The organism is Thiorhodococcus mannitoliphagus, assembly GCF_010915725.1.
Classification (GTDB): domain Bacteria; phylum Pseudomonadota; class Gammaproteobacteria; order Chromatiales; family Chromatiaceae; genus Thiorhodococcus; species Thiorhodococcus mannitoliphagus.
Genome location: NZ_JAAIJR010000451.1, coordinates 1 through 500, shown reverse-complemented (window position 1 = coordinate 500; position 500 = coordinate 1). Strand labels below are relative to the sequence as shown.

Genomic DNA, 500 nt, shown 5'->3' with positions numbered 1-500 from the left:
GCTCGAGGAACTGCGCCCGGACCTCTTTGGGCCGCCGCCCGTGCGCGCTGGTGCGCGCGCCTCATGTCGCAGACGCCTGTCCCGCGGCTGACTGGCTTGGGCGGGTGATCGAACGCCGTGGCCATCCGACTCGAAGACGCGGAACTGGCCGCGCTCAGCGGACAACGCCCTGAACTCTGGCAACTCTACATCGTGCTGAGGACCCTCATGGACTATCACACCGGCTTGGTTGGCGCGAACCGTCGCATCTCCTGGCGCAGCTTGCAGGAGGCGCTCTATGTCGAGCCCGGCCAGGGGCTCGAAGGCACCGGTACGCCGACCAAGGCCAAGGTCCGGCGTCTCGCCGAGGGGCTCGCGCGTGCCGGTTTGGTACGCAATCGCAGTGCCTTGAAACAGCTTATTTTTTTCCTTCCCTTGGCGGGTACGGATCAGTTTGCGCCAAATAAACCCGGCACAAACCCGGCACAAACCCGGCATACCCATCCCGGCACCTCGGATTC

At 65.0% G+C, this 500-nt stretch carries 1 protein-coding gene; it reads left to right on the top strand.

Going from position 1 to position 500, the window contains the following annotated elements; genetic code table 11:
• Positions 1-117 precede the first annotated feature (117 nt).
• A partial coding sequence (locus tag G3480_RS27370; RefSeq protein ID WP_206171952.1) for a hypothetical protein occupies positions 118-500 on the top strand: 383 nt, incomplete at its 3' end.